The sequence below is a fragment of the Paenibacillus sp. FSL R10-2736 genome (assembly GCF_038000245.1).
Lineage (GTDB): Bacteria > Bacillota > Bacilli > Paenibacillales > Paenibacillaceae > Paenibacillus_AQ > Paenibacillus_AQ phytohabitans.
The window spans coordinates 1,269,970-1,284,796 of sequence record NZ_JBBOBN010000002.1 but is presented as its reverse complement, the minus strand read 5'-3'; the positions used below and the strand labels follow the sequence as shown (position 1 = coordinate 1,284,796).

The 14,827-nt window shown below is 53.9% G+C and carries 10 protein-coding genes; all 10 read right to left on the bottom strand.

Features of this window, described 5'->3' with window-relative positions; all coding sequences use genetic code 11:
• Positions 1 to 262: 262 nt before the first annotated feature.
• The 10 genes from NSQ73_RS33705 to purS all read right to left on the bottom strand — a co-directional run bounded on the left by NSQ73_RS33705 (position 263) and on the right by purS (position 14,746).
• On the bottom strand, positions 263 to 2,344 hold the full coding sequence (locus NSQ73_RS33705) for a methyl-accepting chemotaxis protein (protein ID WP_340990516.1): 2,082 nt from the start codon (positions 2,342 to 2,344) through the stop codon (positions 263 to 265).
• A 327-nt stretch (positions 2,345 to 2,671) separates the two neighbouring features.
• Positions 2,672 to 4,018, bottom strand: coding sequence for an SEC-C metal-binding domain-containing protein (locus NSQ73_RS33700; protein WP_340990515.1), 1,347 nt, complete (start codon positions 4,016 to 4,018; stop codon positions 2,672 to 2,674).
• Between the two features lie 383 nt (positions 4,019 to 4,401).
• Entirely contained in the window at positions 4,402 to 5,667 is a 1,266-nt protein-coding gene (gene purD, locus NSQ73_RS33695) for a phosphoribosylamine--glycine ligase (RefSeq protein WP_340990514.1), read from the bottom strand.
• Between the two features lie 23 nt (positions 5,668 to 5,690).
• Complete coding sequence (gene purH, locus NSQ73_RS33690; protein ID WP_340990513.1) at positions 5,691 to 7,238, bottom strand: bifunctional phosphoribosylaminoimidazolecarboxamide formyltransferase/IMP cyclohydrolase; 1,548 nt, start codon at positions 7,236 to 7,238, stop codon at positions 5,691 to 5,693.
• 481 nt (positions 7,239 to 7,719) lie between these two features.
• Positions 7,720 to 8,334 (bottom strand): phosphoribosylglycinamide formyltransferase, encoded by a 615-nt coding sequence (gene purN / locus NSQ73_RS33685; RefSeq protein WP_340990512.1) that lies wholly within the window; start codon positions 8,332 to 8,334, stop codon positions 7,720 to 7,722.
• Entirely contained in the window at positions 8,334 to 9,374 is a 1,041-nt protein-coding gene (purM, locus tag NSQ73_RS33680; protein WP_340990510.1) for a phosphoribosylformylglycinamidine cyclo-ligase, read from the bottom strand. Before purM ends, purN begins: the two co-directional genes overlap by 1 nt.
• Before the next feature lie 726 nt (positions 9,375 to 10,100).
• Positions 10,101 to 11,597, bottom strand: coding sequence for an amidophosphoribosyltransferase (gene purF, locus NSQ73_RS33675; RefSeq protein WP_039298466.1), 1,497 nt, complete (start codon positions 11,595 to 11,597; stop codon positions 10,101 to 10,103).
• A complete protein-coding gene (gene purL / locus NSQ73_RS33670; protein ID WP_340990507.1) occupies positions 11,582 to 13,828 on the bottom strand; it encodes a phosphoribosylformylglycinamidine synthase subunit PurL in 2,247 nt (748 codons plus the stop codon). The genes purF and purL overlap by 16 nt, the downstream gene beginning before the upstream one ends.
• A complete protein-coding gene (purQ, locus tag NSQ73_RS33665; RefSeq protein WP_039298250.1) occupies positions 13,806 to 14,495 on the bottom strand; it encodes a phosphoribosylformylglycinamidine synthase subunit PurQ in 690 nt (229 codons plus the stop codon). Before purQ ends, purL begins: the two co-directional genes overlap by 23 nt.
• Before the next feature lie 5 nt (positions 14,496 to 14,500).
• The gene (gene purS, locus NSQ73_RS33660) at positions 14,501 to 14,746 is read right to left on the bottom strand and encodes a phosphoribosylformylglycinamidine synthase subunit PurS (RefSeq protein WP_039298247.1); all 246 of its coding nucleotides are present in this window, start codon (positions 14,744 to 14,746) and stop codon (positions 14,501 to 14,503) included.
• Positions 14,747 to 14,827 lie beyond the last annotated feature (81 nt).

Genomic DNA, 14,827 nt, shown 5'->3' with positions numbered 1-14,827 from the left:
TGCTTTTTAGTTGCACGAAATACAACTAAACGGATAATAGGTGGAGAATCAGACGTTTTAGTTGTACAAAGTGCAATTAAACCCACCGGAAGACACTCCTAGGCATATACCGTAATCTGGTCACGGCGTTCTACCCTCATATTCCTCATTTCCTCATATCGCACTCCAAACACCCCGCCTATGCGCCTATGCTTACTTTCCAAACGCAACAAGCAAACGGCCCTGCCATACATCAGCAGGACCGTCCCCTAACTTGCTATACCTAGACCTTAAACCGCGATACCGTCTGCAGCAGCTGCGCCGAGCTGATCTTGATCTCCTCCATCTCGGCAACGATGCTGCCGGACTTGCCGATGATCTGCTCCGCCTGGACGGCGATGACCCCGGCCCCTTCTGCGCCTTCATTCGTTGCACTGCCCGTCTCGCTGATCGCAGTCAGCATGCTCTGAATGGAAGCCAGCAGCTCTTCGGAGGTGGCGCTGAAGTCCGTAACCAGCTCATCAATATACTTGGCATCTTCGCTGTACCGCTCACCCGTCTCCTGCATCGCATCGTAATCCTTCAGCACCTGCCGGTCCATGAAGCGCAGCATGCTCTCCGCGCCCTCGACCAGATTGGATACCGCCTGGACTACCGCTTCAGTAACTCCCTGGATTTCGGTCACCGTCTCCCGCGAGTTATCAGCCAGCTTGCGGATCTCTTCCGCCACAACAGCGAACCCTTTGCCTGCATCTCCGGCCCTCGCAGCCTCAATGGAAGCGTTCAGCGACAGCAGATTGGTCTGGGCGGCAATTTCCAGAATTGCTCCTGTGAGCGCGCCTATCTGCGAGATCGACTTCGACTGCTCAAGCGCCATGCGCAGCTTCTCTTCACTCTGTCCGTAGATATGATCCGCCTGCCTGCGTGACTCAAATGCTCCCTCTTTCAGCTTATCCGCCCGCACATTAATTTCCCGGGCCGCATCTGCCCCCTCTTGGGCTTTGCGGGCGATACCGTTAATGGCATGCTCGAACTCAATCGTGCTGGCGTTCATTTCTTCCATCGAAGCCGCCGTCTGCTGCATGCCCGCTGACAGCTCTTCGGTAATTCCCGAAATATCGGTGATGCTGCCGTCGAGCACGAACACATTCTTCTCCGTATTCTCCACTGCGCCAGAGATGCTCTGCGAGCTGCGCATGATTTCCTGAATCAGCGACTGCTGTGAGGAGATCATATCGTTGAAGCCCTCTGCCAGTACGCCGATTTCCCCTTTGGCGGTAACCTTTGCTCTTACCGACAGGTCGCCGGACATCGCTTTCCGGAAGGCAGCCGTAAGGATAGGAATCTGCTTCAATATACTATTGGAGACAAAGTACAGCAGCACGGACATCACTACAATCGAAGCAATAATCGAGAGAATAAAGATGAGCTCGAATTTCTTCAATTCCTGCTCCGCTTTTTTCTCCGGCACAATCAGCGCCACGGACCACTGATTCTCTACAGCCGGCGAATACGACACATAACTGGCCTCTCCGTCAATATCCGTCTTTATCACATTCGAGCCCCACTGTACCATCTTATCCCCGACAGCTTTCCAGTCTTCGCCAAGATCGGACATTTTCTTCAGCAGAATATTGTCTGTATCCGGATGGTAGATGAAGGTTCCTGTCTTATCAATCAGTACGGCATACCCGCTGCCATTGTAATTAAAAGCGCTCAGCGCCTGGGTAATCTGCTCCGTGGAGATATCCGCACCCGCGACACCGATCAGCTTGCCGGCATCGTCGAGAATCGGTGCGCTGACGCTGACGACCATTTTGCCGGAGCCGGCATCAATATAGGGGTCCGTAACCGTAACACGCTTATTCTTGGCTGTGTTGGCATACCAGCCCCGCTCCTTCAGCACGAAGTCCGCCGGCGGCTCGAACTCATCCTGCGTAATCACCTTGTTCGCAGCATCCAGACCTATATACACATTCAGCAGGTTCTTATTGTTGTTCTTGACCAGATTCAGGGTGCGGATCAGTTCACTGTACCCGCTGGTGGTCTTCGCTGTTTCCGGATCACTTACACTGGCGATATAGTCACGGATATAGGCGTTGGCATTCAGAAGCTCTACACTGTCCGAAGCGGGCTGCAGCAGCTCGTTGACCTTAACGCTTATCTCTCCTTTCTCATAGGTCAGCGAATTGTTCAGGCCATTGACTATAATCTGCTTGGCATTGCTGTAAATCACTACGGATACAATAACGAAAATAGCAACTACAGAGATAATCACCGACAAAAACAGCTTGGCGCGAATCCCCATATTGCTTAAAGATAATGTCAGCAGCGCCTTATCTTTCTTGCTCTTCTTCTGTGCCATAGGACTCCCCACCTTCAAATGTAAATAGGCTCAGGTAATACTCTCACTCGAATGCTCCCTGTCTTTTCGACTTATTTCTGCAAAAAAACTCTTTATCCCTTTAACGTTTTACTTCGAGCTGTGAAATAAGTGTGACCATGTCAGGTATTTTCAGAAAAACACAGCATTAAACAAACATTTTCATTTGAAAATAGGCTTGTTTTACTAGTTTTTTTGGATAATGTAGGTCGGAGGCTTAATCCATGTCAGGTTATCTACAAAAAAACACAGCCCCGGAGGACTGTGTCAGATATTTCATGTTCAGATCATATATAGATCATCTATATTCTATTGTTTCAGCATCCATTTGAGCAGCTCCGGCATGCTTGCCCACAAACGCGAATGCATAATGACATATTCAATGGCTTCATTGGAATCGCCCATTCCGACAAAATCCGGGAGATTATGCGGCAGGCGCTTCACGCCCAGCAGATAATCAGGCACATGCTTGTTCACTCCGCGCGCAACACGATACAGCATTTTGAGCTGCGAGGTAATTCCGTTCTTCTTGAACTCCAGCACAATCCGGTCATAGGCAAAAGCTGCCGCCGCATCGTCTTCCCCGTAGTTCTTGATCACCCGCTCCGCTTCCTTCAACTGGTTGCTGTACAAGTAGACAGCGGCCAAAAGATAGCGTGCACCGGTATTGTCATCCGGGTTAAGCTCGAGAATATGCTCCAGAATCTCCGCTGCTTCCTCTGCCTTCCCGCCAAACCAGCAGGATTCCGCATAGCTTTGGCAGATACGGATATAAGGACGGGTCTCCGTAAGCCCCCAGAAATACCCTTTGTTCTTGGTAAAATAAAGCTCGCCCAGTTCACGTCTGCCTGCTGCGATTCCCGCTTTGAGGAATTTACGCGCCTCATGCTCGTTCTCCGATTCCTCGGCCAGGATAAGATAGGCATCCGGACTGTCCGGATAAATCTCCAGTGCCGTCTCCGCCAGCTGAACACGGCGTTTCGCAGAAGTGGCCTCTACTGCTTTGTACAGAAGGGCTTGGGCCTTCTCCTGTGGAGTGCCCGGACCATTCAGCGCGATCAGCTCATCAGCTTCTCCGCCCATTCCGTATTCTTCGACATAATTATATAATTCTTTGACCTTACGGGAGATGGTGGCCGCCGTAACTTCGTATTTATCGGCAAGATCCGTCTGCGACAGCATGAAGCCGTATTCCTCTGACAGCAGATATTCGATGGCCGCGCAGAACGAGCCGGCTTTCTTCACCGCAGGTTTGGTCTGCCGGGAGAAGCCATTCCACAGCACCAGGGCTTCCAGAATCAGTTCCCGGTCGTATTGATTTCTCATGCTCTCAATGAGCTGCAGCGCCAGCTGTTCATGGGCCGGATGCTCCCATTTCAGTTCGCGTGCGACCATCTTTTTCAGCTTGGGCAGTGTAAGCTTACTCTCGGTACGTACCGCGGCCTCCGCTGCTGACTGTTCCTGTACGGATTCGCTGAATACAGCCTCTTGTGCTGCCGCATACTCCGTCGTTACCAGCCGCAGTATGGATTCGACCGCTGACGTTTCTTTATCCAAGCAGCACTTCTTATATTTTTTCCCGCTTCCGCATGGGCATAAGTCATTTCTTCCGACCTTACTCAAAAACAATTCCCCCTTAAATCTGTAACTAAGCATCCGTAAAAAAACGGCATCGCTGTTATTGTACTTATTATTTAAGTATCATTTCCCGGCATGGGGCTTTCTATATCCCCTGAACATTCAGCAAGTGGAAACGGCTTAGCCGTCCTGTTAAGGACAGTTCAAAAATATAAATCCCTAAATTTTAAAAAAGGCCTTTCCATGAAAGGAAAGACCCTTTATCTGTATATATCCGCACATTTTCCCCCGTACGAGTTGTATTATAGCACTTCTCCTACTACTTGTCAGTCCTTTTTTTGGGACTAATAGCATAAACTAACCCCGCAAAGTGGGGCTTTAGCTTCGACGAGTATACAGGTAATTTGCATTGGCCCCAAAGCATAGGCACTCTTATCTGGCTGAAATACAGTGCTTTATCCTCAGATCAGAGCCTTCATAGCGATGTCACTACGGCACTGTTTGCCCGGGAAGGTGATCTTTCCGGCACTGGCATATGCTGCTGCACGCGCTTCAGCAATCGTAGGCCCCATGCCTACAACTCCAAGCACCCGGCCGCCGTTGGTTACCCAGCTGCCGTCCTCACCGCGTGCGGTTCCCGCATGGAAGACGAGTCCGTCCGTATCCGCTTCAAGGCCGCTGATCGGCACACCCTTCGGATAAGGACCGGGATAGCCTTCCGAAGCCAGGACCACGCAGACTGCCGCCTCATCGCTCCACTCAATCTGGATATCCGCCAGTCTGCCTTCTGTAACAGCCAGAAAGATCTCCAGCAAGTCGCTTTGTAGCCGGGGAAGAACAACCTGCGTCTCGGGATCACCGAAGCGGGCATTGAATTCTATCGTCTTCGGTCTGCCGTCCGGCGAGATCATGAGCCCTGCGAACAGCACGCCGCTGAAGGGACGTCCCTCAGCCACCATGGCTTTGGCTGTCGGCTCGATGATGGTCTCCACCGCTTCGCGGATAATAGACTCATCGATATGCGGAAGCGGGGAGTATGTCCCCATGCCTCCCGTATTAGGTCCTTTATCGCCGTCGAATACCGGCTTATGGTCCTGTGCAGCCGCCATCGGCCGCACTGTTTCGCCATCCACAAAGGCCAGAATCGACATTTCCTGCCCGGCCAGAAACTCCTCAATCACGACCTGTGCGCCGGCTTCACCGAACACCTTAGCCACCATGATATCCTGCAGAGCCGCCTCCGCTTCCTCAAGGGAATACGCCACGGTCACACCTTTGCCTGCGGCCAATCCGTCCGCCTTGATTACAATAGGCAGCTCCTGAGTACGCAGATAGGCAAGTGCAGTCCCATAATCACTGAACTTCTCATACGCCGCTGTCGGAATGCTGTACTTATGCAGCAGATCCTTCATGAAGGTCTTGCTGCCCTCGATTTCCGCCGCATTCTTCCGTGGGCCGAATACAGGAATATCCTTCGCTTCAAATGCATCGACGATCCCCGCTGCCAGCGGATCATCCGGTCCGATGACGACCAGCCCGATCTCCCGTTCCTTGGCAAACGCGGTCAGCTTATCGAACTCGAATACGCCGATCGGCACACATTCGGCAAGCTGCGCAATCCCGGCGTTGCCGGGTGCACAGTAGATTTTACCGGCCTTGGGGCTGCGGGTTAAGCTCCAGATGATCGCATGCTCCCGGCCGCCGCCGCCGACCACTAAAATATCCATAAGTATGTTACCCTCCCAGCGTTCTAGTGTTTGAAGTGGCGAACGCCGGTAAAGACCATGGCAATGCCGTATTCATTAGCAACCTTAATGGATTCCTCGTCCTTAATTGATCCGCCCGGCTGGATAACCGCCGTAATACCAGCCTTGGCAGCCATCTCCAGGGTGTCGCCCATCGGGAAGAAGGCATCTGACGCCAGTACGGAGCCTTTGGATTTCTCTCCGGCCTGCTCAATCGCAATCTTGGCCGCGCCGACACGGTTCATCTGTCCGGCACCTACGCCTACGGTCATATTATCAGCCGCCAGCACGATCGCGTTCGACTTCACGTGCTTAACCACCTTCCAGCTGAACAGCAGCTGCTTCAGTTCTTCTTCCGTTGGCTTGCGGTCGGTTACGACCTGCAGCTCCTCCGGATTCACGGAATGAACGTCACTTTCCTGCACAACCATTCCGCCTTCAATGGAGGTTACGACAAAGCTGGTTTTGCGGGAAGCTGCCGTGCTGAGGTTACCAAGCTTGAGCAGGCGGATATTCTTTTTCTTCGTCAGGATCTCCAGCGCTTCATCCGTGAAGCCCGGAGCCAGAACGATCTCAAGGAAAATATCCTTCAGCATATTAGCCGTATCCTCATCGATAATCCGGTTCGCCGCAACAATTCCGCCGAAGATGGAGGTTGGGTCCGCACTGTAAGCTTTTTGATAAGCTTCGTAGACACTTGTGCCCACGCCGACTCCGCAAGGATTCATATGCTTCACGGCTACAACGGCAGGCTCTTCAAATTCTTTGACAATCTGGAGCGCAGCGTTCGCGTCATTAATGTTGTTGTAGGACAGCTCTTTGCCGTGCAGCTGCTCAGCAGCCGTAAGGGTATCCTGCGCCGCCAGCGGCTTGCGGTAGAACGCAGCCTTCTGATGCGGGTTCTCGCCGTAGCGCAGATCCTGGATTTTCTCATAAGTGACCGTATAGCGCTCCGGCAGCGGTTCACCTGTGACATTCGCCAGATAATCGGCAATCAGGGCATCGTAAGCCGCCGTATGGCGGAAGACTTTGGCCGCAAGACGTTTGCGGGTTGCAAGGGTTGTATCTCCACCGGCGCGTACTTCTTCAAGCACATTCGCATAGTCGGCCGCATCCACCACCACACTGACAAACGCATGGTTCTTCGCCGCAGAACGCAGCATGGTCGGTCCGCCGATATCGATGTTCTCGATAGCCTCTTCATAAGACACATCCGGCTTGGCAATCGTCTCCGCGAACGGATACAGATTCACCACAACGAGGTCGATGTAATCAAGGCCAAGCTCATTCATCTGACGGGTATGCTCTTCGTTGTCACGAACGGCCAGGAGGCCGCTGTGTACAGCAGGATGCAGCGTTTTGACGCGTCCATCCATAATTTCGGGGAAGCCTGTCACATCGGATATCCCGATGACCGGAACGCCTTCTTTAGCCAGAAGTGTGCTGGTGCCGCCTGTGGAGATAATTTCTACGCCTAGTGCAGACAACTCGCGGCAAAAATCCACGATGCCCTGTTTGTCCGATACGCTGACCAGCGCTCTTTTGATACTCACTTTGAATAGTCCTCCTCTGGATTCACGCTAGATTAGGTTGTGGCCTATGATCGCAGGATCATTGTCGCCGGTTAGCCCGTGCTTATAACTTGAGTTTTAGAGTGTTTATAGAATAAGTGGATTTACGTCATTTAATTTCGGCTTGTTATCAGCCAGATAGAAAAGTAGTTGGAAATTGTCCATCTAAATGATGCCATATGCGCCTTAGAGCCTACAAACGCCAGAATTAGTTGTACTTTATCCAATTACGTTCTGCGATCACTGGTATTCAGACAAATTAAGTGGAGTGAATCCAATTGCTATATCGACAGCAACCGGCATGTCAGCAAACCCGTAATTCCGGCAATTTCAAACTGCTCAGTCAGCCAATCCGACATCTTGCAGACTTTGTGCAATATTTCCCGAGAAATATCAGAATCAGCCGCACCTGCCTGAAATACATTTTTTGTGTTTGTCAGATCCGGCTGGTATGGCTCTGCTATTATTCGCCAATTGTCGTTATTCTTCCGTTCAGATCCACTCTGCCGGCTGCCAAAGCTGCCACCACTTCGGGATACAGCCCGTACTCTACCTGGTGGATACGTTCTGCAAGTGAATCGGCTGTGTCTCCCGGCTTCACCTCAACGCTGCGCTGGGCAATAACCGGTCCGGTATCCATGCCTCCGTCGACAAAATGCACCGTAACTCCCGTCAGCTTCACGCCATAATCCAGCGCCTGTCCGATCGCGTCTTTACCGGCGAAGGCCGGCAAAAGCGATGGATGGATGTTGATGATCCGTCCGGCGTAAGGCTCAAGCAGCACCGGTGAGATCAGCCGCATATACCCGGCCAACACGATCAGCCCGATGTCCCGGCGCTGAAGCTCGGCAACAATCGCTGCCTCGTACAGCTCCCGGCCCGCGAAGTCCTTCGGCCGCAGCAGGAGGGCGGGAATTCCCGCTTCCTCCGCCCGCTGTGCCACAGGCGCTTCCGGCTTGTCCGAGACCAGCAGCTCTATGCTGCCTCCGCCGAGCTTACCCTCCTGCTGCGCCTGGACCAGTGCGGCGAAATTGCTGCCCTGTCCGGAGGCAAATACAGCGATCCGGCTCCACTGCATCAGACTTCAGCTCCTGTAAAGGTTACCTTGCGTTCGCCTTCCGTTACAGTCCCGATAAGATAAGCTTCTTCCCCGCTGGCCTTCAGCAGCTCCAGCGCGCGCGCTCCGTCCGCTTCAGCTACTACCAGCACAAGACCGATGCCCATGTTAAATGTGGTGAACATATCGCGGTTGCTTACATTGCCTTTGCTCTGCATCAATCCGAAGACCGGCTGAATCGGCCAAGAGCCGTAGTTAATCTCTACGTTTACATTCTCAGGCAGCACGCGCGGGATATTCTCGATGAACCCGCCTCCGGTAATGTGAGCCATGCCTTTAACCTGAAGCTGTTCCAGCAGCGACAACAGCGGCTTCACATAGATTTTGGTTGGAGCTAGCAGCACATCCACGAGCGGAGCGCCCAGTTCAGGCACTACTTCATTCAGTCCGTAGCCGTCTTCCTCCAGCAAAAGCTTACGCACCAGTGAGAATCCGTTGCTGTGAATGCCACTGGAAGCCAGACCAATCACCGTGTCTCCCGGTGCAATGTCCGCGCCGGTTACGAGCTTCGCCTTGTCGGCAACGCCTACCGTAAATCCGGCGATATCGTACTCACCGGCCGAATACATCCCCGGCATCTCGGCCGTTTCGCCGCCAATTAATGCGCAGCCTGCCTGATGGCAGCCTTCGGCGATTCCGGCGACAATCGCCTCGATCTTCTCCGGCACTACCTTGTCGCAGGCCAGATAGTCGAGGAAGAACAGCGGCTCTGCGCCCTGTACTACGATGTCATTTACACACATGGCTACGGCATCGATGCCAATCGTGTCGTGGCGGTCCGCTGCGAACGCGATTTTGAGCTTCGTGCCCACGCCGTCCGTTCCCGATACGAGAACAGGCTCTTCATATTTGTCCTTATTCAGGCCAAACAGTGCGCCGAATCCGCCCAGCTCCGTCATCACTTCAGGACGGTAGGTGCGCTTCACATGCTTCTTCATGCGTTCTACCGCTTCATTGCCAGCCGCAATATCCACTCCGGCGTTTTTATAAGCTTCCGACACTTTTGGACACCTCATTTAAATTAGTTTAGAGCGCGGGTTCGGGGCGGCAGGGATTTGAATCTTTTGGTGGTTATAGTCGTCATTACGAAGAATATTTGGACTTCCGGCCGCTGTTATATTTGGATTTCCTGATTTGAACCGCAATTTGCGGTAGAAATCCAAATATAAAGGCGAACGCTGACGCTCCTACAGTTCCAAAATTCCTCTTCATGACTCCAACCACCGGGGTTAAAACCCGTGCCGCAAGCCGAAATTCCGCGCCTTGCACAGCAGCAATTGTTCGGTGCTGTGGGCGAAGCCCAGCGCCTCCAAGCTCACGGGGCGAAGCCGTGCGCATCCTTTAGGCGACCGGCCCCCCGACTTTGCGTTAGCAAACAGGACGGGGGCGGGAGCCTCTAGCGCACGGGGCAAAGCCGTGCGTATCCTTGGGCGACAGAACCTCCGGATTTGCGGCAGCAAACAGGACAGGTTCTGGAGCCAGGGCCCGGCGGGCAGCATGCCGCCAGGGCGCGCAGCGCCGTAAAGCGTGTCCCGGCCGTGCGCAGCACACAGGGACAAAGCGGGCACCCGGCACCCACGCCCTCTTAGCAAGTTTAGAGCAAACTCCTACCACCAAACTTTCGGGTGGCCGGAGGGCAGCGCCCTCCGGGGTCCCCCTTTGCAAGGGGGATTTAGGGGGATGGGCCTACGACTTAGGGGGATGGGACCCGCAGGGGGATGTCCCAACTAGCACGAGCATCCGTCCTTCTCTTCCCCGCCGAAATCAACCTGTGTCGGGTAATCATTATCGAAGCAGGACAGGCATAGTCCGCCTTTGTAATCGTCACTATTATAGCCGCCGATGGACTGGATCAGTCCATCCGGTGAGAGGAAGGCAAGTGAGTCCGCATTGATCTCCTCGCACATCTCGGCGATCGTCTTATAAGAGGCGATCAGCTCGCGGCGGTCCGGGGTATCGATGCCATAGAAGCAAGGATTCTTGAACGGCGGCGAGGTGATCCGCACGTGAACCTCAGCCGCTCCGGCCTCGCGCAGCAGATTCACGATCCGGCGCGAGGTCGTGCCGCGCACGATGGAATCGTCGATCATGACTACACGCTGGCCTTCCACGACACGGCGCACCGCGCTGAGCTTCATCTTCACGCCCTGCTCACGCAGCTCCTGGCTCGGCTGGATGAAGGTCCGGCCGGTATATTTGTTCTTGATCAGTCCAAGCTCGTACGGGATGCCAGTCTGCTCAGCGTAGCCGATGGCTGCGGAGATACTGGAATCCGGCACGCCGGTTACGATATCGGCATCCACGAAGGCTTCGAGCGCCATCCGGCTGCCCATCCGCTTGCGGGCGGAGTGCAGGTTGGAGCCGTTCAGATCGCTGTCTGGCCGTGCGAAGTAGATGTATTCCATCGCGCACAGCGCTTTGCGTTTAGGCTCCGCGAAGCGGTCCTCCCGGAAACCATCCTTATCCAGCACGAGCAGCTCACCCGGCTCAATATCGCGTACCAGCTTAGCGCCGATGACTTCGAGTGCACAGGATTCGGAAGCGAAGACGTAAGCTTCGCCCAGCCGGCCCATCACTAAGGGACGCAAGCCATGCGGGTCAGAAGCAACAATCAGCTTGTCGTTTGTCATCAGCAGGAAGGCGAAACCACCAACCAGCTGGGCCAGGGCATCCTTCGTGGCTTCGACAAAATCCTTCTGTGAACGCGCGATCAGATGCGCCAGCACCTCAGTGTCGCTGGTGGTCTGGAAGATCGAGCCGCCCTGCTCCAGCTGCTTACGGATCAGAGGTTCGTTGACGATATTGCCGTTCGTGGCAATCGCGAGATCACCGTCACGGTATTTGAAGACCAGCGGCTGCGCATTGGTCAGCCGGCTGTCTCCGCTGGTCGAATAACGCACATGTCCGATAGACATATCTCCGATCAGCGAAGCGATCTTGTCTTTGTCGAACACTTCCTTCACCAGGCCCATACCGCGGTGGTAGTTGAAGTCGCGCCCATCCGCTACGCAGATGCCCGCGCTCTCTTCGCCCCGGTGCTGCAGGGCATGCAGACCGTAATAGGACATGGAAGCGGCTTCCGGGTGTCCGAAGACCCCGAAGACGCCGCATTCTTCTTTTAACGTGTCAAAAATATCTCCCGAGCCCGTTCCTTCGTTGTAAAAGTCGCCGGTCCACAGGATAGGGGCTTCCTGCTCTTTCCCGGTCTTTATTTCATAAGACATGGAATAGCATCCTCCCAAATGGTCTTAAGTTCAGTAACTGCTTCATCCAGTGCAGCTGCTCCGTCCAGAGCAACACGCAGGCGGTCCCCGCCGACGGTTCCAATGATCTCTACAGGTACGCCGTATGCGGCAACCGCCGCTTTCAGTTCTTCAGCACGGTCAGGCGCTGAAGTCAGAATAATCCGGGATTGGCTCTCGCTGAACAGCGCCACATCTGGACGCAGTCCGCCGGCAGACAGTTCAATATTCGCTCCGGTTTTGCCGCTGATACAGCTTTCTGCAAGCGCTCCGGCCAGGCCGCCTTCGGATAGGTCATGGGCCGAGCGGACCAGCCCGCTGCGGATCGCAGCAAGTACGGCATCCAGCAGCTTGCGTTCCGTTGCCAGATCGAGTTCTGGCGGACGTCCTTCGGTCAGGCCGTGAACAGCATACTGGAATTCACTGCCGCCTAGCTCTGCTTTTGTAACACCAAGCAACAGAATCGAATCGCCTTCCTGCTTGAAGGCCTGAGTTGTAATATGATCGGTATCTTCTACAAGACCCACCATGCCGACAACCGGTGTCGGATAGATCGCTCCTGAAGCATTTTCATTGTAGAGACTGACGTTACCGCCAATTACAGGGGTATCCAGCACACGGCAGGCTTCAGCCATACCGTCTACCGCACGTTCCATCTGCCAGAAGATTTCCGGCTTCTCCGGACTGCCGAAATTCAGGTTATCCGTAATCGCCAGCGGCTGGGCACCGGAGCAGACAATGTTACGTGCTGCTTCGCTGACGGCAATCCGCCCGCCCACTTCAGGATCGAGATAGACATAACGTCCGTTACAGTCCGTAGTCATCGCCAGAGCTTTGCGTGTGCCGTGGATCGTTACTACTGCTGCATCAGAACCCGGACGAACGGCCGTGCTGGTCCGCACCATATAATCATATTGGTTATATACCCATGCTTTGCTGGCTACTGTAGGTGATCCCAGTACGGTGCGCAGGGCGCTGCCCAGATCGGTGACTTCTTCATAGCGAAGCGTATCCACCGAGGCATTCTCCTCATAGTAAGCAGGAACAGCAGATGGTTTGTTATAAATCGGACATTCATCGACCAGAGCTGTTACCGGCATGTCGCCGACCACTTCACCGTGATGGAACAGCTTCAGGCGGCCGTCATCCGTTACCTTACCCACTTTGCGGCAAATCACGCCCCAGCGGTCGAAGATTTCCTGTGCCTGTGCTTCATCCTTAGGCTCAACCACGAACAGCATCCGCTCCTGGGATTCGGAGAGCATCATTTCATATGGAGTCATGCCGTCTTCGCGCTGCGGCACCTGATCCAGATACAGCTCCAGGCCGTTGCCCGCTTTGCTCGCCATTTCAGCACTGGAGCAGGTGAGTCCGGCTGCACCCATATCCTGAATACCGAGGACGATACCGCTGTCGATCAGCTCCAGGCATGATTCCATAACCAGCTTCTCCATGAACGGATCGCCAACCTGAACCGCCGTCCGCTTTGCTTCTGACTCTTCACTAAGCTCAACCGAGGCGAAGGTCGCACCATGAATGCCGTCACGGCCTGTTGGAGGACCCACGTAGAATACGGGATTACCTACCCCTTTGGCGACACCGCGCTGGATTTTATCGTGATCAATCAGACCCACGCACATCGCATTAACCAGCGGATTACCGTCATAGCTGTCATCGAACATGATCTCCCCGCCGACGGTCGGGATGCCGATACAGTTGCCATAGCCTGCGATCCCGGACACAACATGCTCGAACAGATATTTTACCCGGTCGCTCTCAAGCTTCCCGAAACGCAGGGAATTCAGCAGCGCCACCGGTCTTGCACCCATGGAGAAAATATCGCGGATAATCCCGCCCACCCCGGTCGCCGCGCCCTGATAAGGCTCAACTGCCGATGGATGGTTGTGACTCTCGATTTTGAAAACAACCGCCTGGTTGTCTCCGATATCAACGATTCCTGCGCCTTCGCCCGGTCCCATCAGCACCTTCGGTCCGCTTGTCGGGAAACGGCCCAGCAGCGGCTTCGAGTTCTTATAGGCACAGTGCTCAGACCACATCACGCTGAATACACCGATTTCTGTATAGTTAGGCTTACGTCCCATGAAGGAAGTAATGAGCTCATATTCGCTGTCCGATACACCGAACTGACTGTAGATTTTCTGCTCCGCGATCTGCTCTGCGGTCGGCTCCTTAGCGGATACTTGCTGCGTCATAACGATCCCTCCACGATGTAAGAATGGATGTGAACATCCGTTTGCCGTCTTCCGAACCAAGCAGGCTGTTCGCTGCACGTTCCGGGTGAGGCATCATACCAACCACATTGCCCGCTACATTGCTGACTCCGGCGATATCGGCGACTGAACCGTTCGGGTTGTCGCTGTAAGTGAATACGATTTGATTATTAGCTTTGAGCTCAGCCAGCGTCTCTTCATCACAATAGTAATTGCCTTCGCCATGCGCAATCGGAATAACGATCTCTTCATCCTGCGCATAGTCGATCGTAAACGGAGTTGTGTTATTCACTACCTTAAGCACCGTGTCATGACAGCGGAACTTCATCGACATGTTGCGGCGCAGAGCGCCAGGCAGCAGGCCGGCTTCGGTCAGAATTTGGAACCCGTTGCAGATGCCGAGCACGAATTTGCCCTGCTCCGCCGCTTTGGCCACTTCAGCCATCACCGGAGCGAACCGGGAAATTGCGCCGCAGCGCAGATAGTCACCATAAGAGAAACCGCCCGGCACGAGAATGCAGTCATAAGCCGACAGATCTGTCGCCGTATGCCACACATAATCTACAGGTTCGCCGAGGCTGTCTTCTACTGCTTTGTAGCAGTCAATGTCACAATTGGAGCCTGGAAAGACAAGTACAGCAAATTTCATGACTTTTAGTCCTCCAATTCGTAGCGGTAATCCTCGATCACCGTGTTGGCCAGCAGCTTCTCGCACATATCCTTGAGGCGTCCTTCCGCTTCAGCGCGGTTGTCGGTATCGAGGGTCAGCTCCATATATTTGCCGATACGCAGACTTTCAACTTCCTGAAAACCTACGGAATGCAGCGCCCCTTGCACGGCTACACCTTGGGGATCGAGCACGCTTTTCTTGATGGTGACGTAGACTGTCGCTTTTAACATACGCTTGTAGTTCCTCCTAAAATTTAATGAGCTGGACTGGGTACCCGGAATGAAAACTTACCGTAACTCAACATTACAACG

What these genes read in the sequence shown, in the direction of transcription:
- NSQ73_RS33705 (WP_340990516.1), bottom strand. Translation starts at nt 2,344, where the DNA reads ATGGCACAGAAGAAGAGCAAGAAAGATAAGGCGCTGCTGACATTATCT.
- NSQ73_RS33700 (WP_340990515.1), bottom strand. Translation starts at nt 4,018, where the DNA reads ATGCTTAGTTACAGATTTAAGGGGGAATTGTTTTTGAGTAAGGTCGGA.
- purD (WP_340990514.1), bottom strand. Translation starts at nt 5,667, where the DNA reads ATGGATATTTTAGTGGTCGGCGGCGGCGGCCGGGAGCATGCGATCATC.
- purN (WP_340990512.1), bottom strand. Translation starts at nt 8,334, where the DNA reads ATGCAGTGGAGCCGGATCGCTGTATTTGCCTCCGGACAGGGCAGCAAT.
- purF (WP_039298466.1), bottom strand. Translation starts at nt 11,597, where the DNA reads ATGTCTTATGAAATAAAGACCGGGAAAGAGCAGGAAGCCCCTATCCTG.
- purL (WP_340990507.1), bottom strand. Translation starts at nt 13,828, where the DNA reads ATGACGCAGCAAGTATCCGCTAAGGAGCCGACCGCAGAGCAGATCGCG.
- purQ (WP_039298250.1), bottom strand. Translation starts at nt 14,495, where the DNA reads ATGAAATTTGCTGTACTTGTCTTTCCAGGCTCCAATTGTGACATTGAC.
- purS (WP_039298247.1), bottom strand. Translation starts at nt 14,746, where the DNA reads ATGTTAAAAGCGACAGTCTACGTCACCATCAAGAAAAGCGTGCTCGAT.